The sequence below is a fragment of the Photorhabdus viridis genome (genome assembly GCF_040256935.1).
GTDB lineage: Bacteria > Pseudomonadota > Gammaproteobacteria > Enterobacterales > Enterobacteriaceae > Photorhabdus > Photorhabdus viridis.
In genome coordinates this window covers 1-448 of sequence record NZ_JBEJZY010000273.1, presented here as the reverse complement: position 1 = coordinate 448, position 448 = coordinate 1, and the positions used below count along the sequence as shown (strand labels likewise).

Here is a 448-nt window from a genome sequence, read left to right as displayed (position 1 = left end):
GTCATCCGCCGTTGCCGACAAAGTATTATGCCGATAATTCAACAGGCTATTAAAGAGGGGAAGTTCACCCGGCACACTACTGCAACGCTGGGCCAGCGCCAGTGACGCGTGTTCATGGGTTAATAATCCGGCCAGCCGGGTATGGGCGGCCTGTACGCTGTTCCGTACCGGCGTATCATTGATATCCAGCCGTAGCGGCAAGGTATTGATAAACAGCCCCATGCCATTGTCAGCCCCTTCTCCCGCCTGCATACGACCAAACAGCACCGTACCAAACACGACATTCTTCTGACCACTGGTACGCGACAACACCTGTGCCCAGGCCAAATGGCACAAAGCCGCCAGACTGACCCCCAAATGCCGGGCCTGACTGCGCAGACGATCATTCAGCTCAGGCGCCAACATGCGGTGGGATTCCGTCACCTGCGAACCATCACTATGCACCTCC

Annotated in this window: 1 protein-coding gene; it reads right to left on the bottom strand. The window is 56.7% G+C overall.

Going from position 1 to position 448, the window contains the following annotated elements:
* A partial coding sequence (locus tag ABR397_RS23325; RefSeq protein ID WP_350307778.1) for a condensation domain-containing protein occupies window positions 1-448 on the bottom strand: 448 nt, incomplete at both ends.